General features: G+C 39.6%; 4 protein-coding genes. 1 reads left to right on the forward strand and 3 read right to left on the reverse strand.

The annotated features are described in order from the left end of the window. Positions 1-33: 33 nt before the first annotated feature. From murQ to JO950_RS15255, 3 genes are all read right to left on the reverse strand, one after another. A complete protein-coding gene (gene murQ, locus JO950_RS15245; RefSeq protein ID WP_202703427.1) occupies positions 34-855 on the reverse strand; it encodes an N-acetylmuramic acid 6-phosphate etherase in 822 nt (273 codons plus the stop codon). A 218-nt stretch (positions 856-1,073) separates the two neighbouring features. Next, positions 1,074-2,351, reverse strand: a complete 1,278-nt coding sequence (locus JO950_RS15250) for a RagB/SusD family nutrient uptake outer membrane protein (protein WP_202703428.1) — start codon at positions 2,349-2,351, stop codon at positions 1,074-1,076. A gap of 15 nt (positions 2,352-2,366) precedes the next feature. Continuing rightward, positions 2,367-5,426, reverse strand: coding sequence for a SusC/RagA family TonB-linked outer membrane protein (locus JO950_RS15255; RefSeq protein WP_202703429.1), 3,060 nt, complete (start codon positions 5,424-5,426; stop codon positions 2,367-2,369). 225 nt (positions 5,427-5,651) lie between these two features. Here JO950_RS15255 and JO950_RS15260 point away from each other — a divergent pair, with 225 nt between their 5' ends. Beyond that, positions 5,652-6,401 (forward strand): DeoR/GlpR family DNA-binding transcription regulator, encoded by a 750-nt coding sequence (locus JO950_RS15260; protein ID WP_202703430.1) that lies wholly within the window; start codon positions 5,652-5,654, stop codon positions 6,399-6,401. Positions 6,402-6,571 lie beyond the last annotated feature (170 nt).

Here is a 6,571-nt window from a genome sequence, read left to right on the forward strand (position 1 = left end):
GCGGGAAATTTATTCACCATAGTAGTAAAGAGTTTATTTCTTAGCGGTGTTTGCCTGTAACACGGCTCTAACGCTTTTGTGTTTATCTAACAGTTCGGCAGCCTGATCGTGTTCAATTTGGAGTTCTTCCACGATCATTTTAATGGCTCTTTTGACTAATTTTTCGTTAGACAATTGCATGTCGACCATTTTGTTGCCTTTGATTCTTCCCAATTTGATCATCACCGAAGTTGAAATCATATTTAAAGTCAGTTTTTGTGCTGTTCCGGCTTTCATGCGGGTACTTCCGGTCAGGAATTCGGGACCAACCACGACTTCGATCGGATAATCGGCAACTTCGGCAATTAGTCCTTTACTGATACAGGAAATGCTTCCGGTTTTAATATTGTTTTCTTTGGCTTTTTGGAGTCCGCCCAATACATACGGAGTGTTTCCGGAAGCGGCTATTCCGATAACAAAATCCAGACTCGAAATCTGATGTTTCGATAAATCTTTCCAGGCTTGCTCGGTATCGTCTTCGGCATTTTCTACAGCTTTTCGAATGGCGGTATCACCTCCGGCAATAATTCCGATAATCATATCATGGGGTACTCCAAAAGTAGGAGGGCACTCAGAAGCATCTAAAATTCCAATACGCCCTGAAGTTCCGGCACCAATATAAAATAAGCGTCCACCCAACTGCATTTTTTTTACGATGGCTTTGACCAGTTTTTCGATTTTCGGAATTTGTTTTTCAACAATATGAGGTACCTTTTGATCTTCTGTATTCATGTTGATCAGCAGTTCTTTGGTGCTCATCTGATCCAGATTTTTATAAAGGGACTCTTGTTCGGTTTCGGGGTTTTTATTTTTCATAATGCATAGCTGTAGTGTTGTTTAATCGTTTATTTGTTTAACCGTTAAGCTGTTTATGGTTTATGGTTTGTTGTTTGTTGTTTTTTGTTTGGAAAGCAAAAAATAATAATCAGAGAATGTCAGTCTTCGACTTCGCTCAGACTGACAATGCCTCGACTTCGCTCAGTCTGAGTGGAGCCAAAATTGTCAGTCTGAGCGGAGCCGAAGACCGACAATTTTTAAATAGCCGGATCAGCAGGGGTATTCGTATTGTTGTTTCTTTCAGAATCCGGATAAGGATACCAGTTACGATTTCTTTCGGCACCGGATGTTCCTGCTCCCGGACGATCAAATCTTCTGCTGTCTTCCAGTTTTAGGCTCGACATGTACATTTCGATACAGCGGTTGCGGTAAATTTCGGTTAAGATAGCCGGTTTGGTTACGGCTCCTGCATATGGAGGAAGATTAGCACCAATGCCATAAGTATCTGCTCCGGCTGTTTTGGTTAAAACCTTATTGAGTTCGATAAGTGCCTGCGGTAAATTGTCTTTTCGGGCATAACTTTCGGCTTTAATTAGTATCATTTCGCCTGGTAAATACAGTGGAATCGATTTGGTATTCGAATCAAAGAACCCTGTGGCAACAGTTGGATTTGAACCAGGTTTGATGTAAAAATTCAGCCTTCCGTCAGAGTTTGAAGGAGCTAAAGCAGCAGGCAATCCCAAAGTCAGATCAACAGGCTGAAAAACATTATTGGTGGTGATCGAGATATAAGCAATAGGGTTGGCGCTAATCGGATCAAAAGCAAAAACCGATTTTACAGACAGGTCAACCATACCGGCATAGGTAATGGCGTTGTCGTAATCTCCGGTCATTAGATATGTTCTGGCTAATAAGGCATAAACGGTATTTTTGTAATTAATGCTAGTAACCAATCCTGTTGCTCCGGTCGCTTTGTCCAACAGTGGTTCTGCCTGTTTTAAAACTTTGATGGCTTCTGTTAATACATCCGCTCTCGAATCAAAAGTGGCGTTTTTACCTGTTTTTAATGGTACACTTTGAAAATACTGTACCAGAGTGGTAAGCGCCATTGCCTTAAAAATAGAGGCATGAACCAGAATACTGGCTTTTTCGGTATCTGAAGTTAATACGTTGACATTATCAATTACTTTTTGCGATTCAGATTTAATCACCAAGCATTGTGACCACAGATTGTTTACGACCTGATTTTTGGTCGAAAGTACGCCGCCACCCACAGAAAGTTCACCTTCGTCGACATTTCCGGCGTTTAGCAATCGCAGTTCTTTTGTGGTAAATCCGTTTCCGGTAATGGTGTTGTACACAGGGCTTGTTCGGTCAACGCTCCAAAGAAGCTGTAGTCCGTTGGCAGCACCAATAACTCCCTCTCGGGTTCCAAAAACTAATTCCTGAGAGGGCTTGGTAGGGTCTAAATAATCTTCGTTACAGCTTGTTAAAAGCATTGTAAGGGCTACTATAGGGATGAATATTTTTTTCATGATGTTTTGATTTGGTTAGAATTGAACTTTTACCGCCAAGGAATAAGAACTTGGAATTGGCACGGTTCCAAAATTGTATCTCGCTACAGAAGACTGTCCGCCTGAGTTGGTTTCCGGATCGAAACTGGTAAAATTGTCCCAGGAGATCAGGTTTCTTCCACTGGCTGTAACCGTCAGATCGTCAAAGAAATTGTTTAATTTTCCGAAAGAATAATTAAGCGAAACTTCTCTTAATTTCAGATAACTTCCGTCTACCACTCTAAATTCTTCCACATTATAAACCGACCAGATGTACCCACGTGGTAATTCGCCGTTAAGCTCTTGAGTCACAATTTTTCCTGATCCCACACCTTGTCTGGTTCTGTAATCGGCATCAAAAACATCTACGCCCTGAACGCCGTCAAACAATACCGAAAGACCAAATTTTTTGTAATTCAGATTGGCTCCGAAAGCGATGATATAATCCGGGTTTGGATTCCCAATTTGTTTGTTCAAAATAGTTCCGGTTGGCTGTCCTGAAGCATCTCTTTGTGGTGCTCCGGTATTGACATCTCCTTTTTCGGTTTGTGGATATCCGCTTGGAGTTAACAACAAACTACCATCAGGATTTCGGGCAAAATAAGTTCCGTAGAAAATTCCGATAGGTTTGTCCATCTCCACGAAAACAGGAGCCCCTGCTAAGTTGCTGTCCAGTTTGAAACGGGTTTGCGGTAATCCTGTCACTTTGTTTCTATTACTGCTGTAGTTTACAAAAACATCAAGATGCAGGTTTTCTTTTTTGATCAGATCGTATTTCAAATTGATTTCGAACCCTTTGTTGTTCATTTGTCCGATGTTTTTAATCGTATTCGTTGCGCCTTCAGAAGCCGCCAGCTGAACCGGTAATAACAAGTCATCAATATCGGCATTGTAATAGCTGAAAGATAAATTCAGACGATCTTTGATGAAACCAAAATCACCTCCAATTTCATACGTAACACTTTGTTCCGGTCTTAAATCCAGATTTCCTTGCTTGAATCCTTCGATCGTAAAAGCACTGTTTCCTAAAAGTGTTCCCGTAGAATAATTGGTAAAACGGGCATAAGGTTTAATCGCGGTTAAACTTCCTGATTTTCCCCATGAAGCTCTAAAACGTACGGAGCTTACGGCATCGTGAATGTTTTGCATGAAGGGTTCATCCGAAAATACATAACTCACACTCGCTTTTGGATAAAACTGAGAACGATTAGCACTCGAAAAAATAGTCGAAGCATCCTGTCTTCCGGCAACTGTCAGGTATAATTTGTCTTTGTAGCCAACAGTTTCCTGAAGATAATATCCCCATAAATTATATTTGGATTGGCTGGAACTTGGTGAACCCGGAATCAAAGTATTAAAAGCATTGATGGTTTCGATAAAAGGTTTTAAGTTACGTCCTTCAACTGCTGCAAAATTATCACGATACGTCTGTACGTTGTAACCTCCATAAGTAGTAGCTTTCCATTTGTCGTTAATAGTCCAAAGGTATCTTAAGTTTAAATCGTTGTTGAATTGTACCACTCTGTTAGTAGCCTCAGAAACATACCCGTCATTGTAGTAAGCCGGATTCACAACATACGGATATCTCGGGATGAAGACATTTCCTCTCTGATTGTAGTTGTCGATACCAAAAATCAAATCGGCATTGAAGTTTTTAAACGGTGTGTAGTTCAATTGCAAATCCGAAATAATACGGTCTGTATTTTGTTTGATTTTGAAAGTTTCAATGATCGAAAGCGGATTCACCCTGTTTGGATCAACTGCCAGCAGATTACCGTTTACATCTCTTTGATTGATGTCGTAGGTATTATTGGTGATGTTGATGGCATTAATCGGACTCCAGAAGACGTTCCCGTCCGGTTTTTCATTTGAACTCGAGTTTACATAATTTAATCCCACAGTAGCGGATAGTTTTGAGTTGAAGTCATGTTTCAATCTCACTTTAGCACCCGCTCTTTTAAAATCGGTATTTTTTATGATTCCTTCGTTTACCAGGTAACCAAGAGAAGCAAAATATTTCGTTTTTTCGTCTCCACCCTGTAGTGAGAAATACGTATCAGTTCCAACACCTGTAGTAAAAATATCATCCTGATAGTCGTGTCGCTGTACGTTAGTTGTTCTGGTTTCAAGGTTTCTGCCTAAAACCGTTACTGTAGTTGGACTTGCAGGATTCCCTTGAATTGGGAACAGGGCTGGTGAAGTACTTACAAACTGCTTGTCGGACATGTTCATATCCAGTTTTTTGCGAATTTGGTTAGAAGTCACGCTGGTTGAAAAGGTATATCTGGTTTCTCCTGCAACACCTTTTTTAGTCGTAATTAAAACCACACCGTTGGCTGCTCTTGATCCGTAAATGGCGGCTGCAGCACCTCCGTTTAAGACTTCAACGCTTTGTATATCGTTAGGGTTAATGTCCGCAGATCGGTTCTGACCAATCTGCATGTTAGAGTTTCCGGTAGTCACGTTTAGGTTGGTTACGTTGGTAGTGGCGTTATTTAAAACCACCCCGTCAATAACATATAAAGGATCTGAAGAACCTAATATCGAAGAAGTTCCTCTAAGCTTGATGCTGAAACCTCCGGCTGGATCACCCGAGTTTTGAGAAACCTGAGCACCGGCAATTTTTCCTTGCAGCGCCGTAGAAAGACCTCCGGGCTGTGCTTTAACTAAATCTTCTCCTTTTAAACTGGTTACGGCATTCCCGAGTTCTTTACGGGTAGCGCGTACGGTGGAACCCAGTACAACAACTTCAGAAAGAGCGTTCGTTTCTTCGGTCATTTTAAGGTTGATTGTAGTCATGTTTGCTGAGACCTTGATTTTCTTCGAAGCAAATCCTACAAAACTAAAAACGAGCGTTTCGTTTTCGTTTGCAGTGATGCTGAATTTTCCGTCCAGATCAGTTGTAGTGCTTTTAGAAGTACCTTCGATCAAAACGGATACTCCTGGAAGAGAAAGTCCGTCGGTAGTACTAATAATCGTACCGGTTACGGTTTTTGACTGCGCAAAAATGGGCTGCGCAAACAAAATAATTCCAAATAAAAAGAATAGTTTTTTCATTTTTAAAATATTTGTTTGGTTAGAGATTTTAAATGTAGAGAATTAATTTTTATAAATGCAATTTTTTGCAACATATTTAATTTAAATATTAAAAAACGCATAAAAATGCATTAAATTATGATTTTGTAAGTACTGAAAGCCATGTAAAAGGTATTTTTGAAATAATTGTCTAATAATCATGCATGATCATGCAATATATTTTTATATTTGTTTAAAAAAGTTAAAATGCTTAAGAAAGAGAGACATCAGTTTATCATGGATAAATTCAAGAGTGTCGAAAAGATAAACACGATCGATCTTGCCACAGAGCTCAGTATCTCTGAGGATACCATACGCAGAGATTTTAACGAATTGAACAACAAAGGGCTGATCAATAAGGTATATGGAGCTGCTTTTCCGGTAAAAGAGAAATCCAATAACGTTTTTGATATCCATATAATCAATGAAGACAAAAAGAGAATAGTAGGACAAAAAGCCTTATCGTTTCTGAATGAAGGTCAGGTGATTATCATGACCGGAGGTACTACCAATTTGTCTTTTTGCAAACTCATTCCAATTGATTTTTCGGCTACCATATATACGTATAGCCTTCCTATAGCCATGCAATTGTCGCAGCATCCTAATATCGAACTGATTTTTATTGGTGGAAAACTACAGAAAAAAGCCATGGTAACCGTGGGTATCGACGTGGTACAGGTACTGTCTAAAATCAAAGCCGATGTTTGTTTCTTGGGAGTGAGTAGTTTAGATGTCAATCAGGGACTTACCGAAATGGGTTACGAAGTTTCGATCATCAAAAAAGAAATGATTAAAGCTTCCGATAAAGTAATTGTGCTCGCGACTTCTGATAAAATTAACGGCAAAATGCCACATCAGGTTTGTGGTCTCGATAAAGTAGATGCCATCGTTACCGAACTGAACTCGAAGAGTGCTAAAATTAAAGGCTTTGTGGAGGCCGGGGTGAGGGTTGTGTAGGTTAAATTGCGTTTTTGTGCGGTTTTTTGTTTGCTGTGTGATTCTAATTTGTATTGGAATTGTGCAGCATTTTTTTTGAATGGTTGAATAAACAGGTGTTTATACGTGTTGTTTGGTTTTTATTTATTGTTATACTTGTTTAATAATAAATATTTTGTGCATTATGGTTT

This window comes from Flavobacterium sp. UGB4466 (assembly GCF_903469665.1).
Taxonomy (GTDB): domain Bacteria; phylum Bacteroidota; class Bacteroidia; order Flavobacteriales; family Flavobacteriaceae; genus Flavobacterium; species Flavobacterium lipolyticum.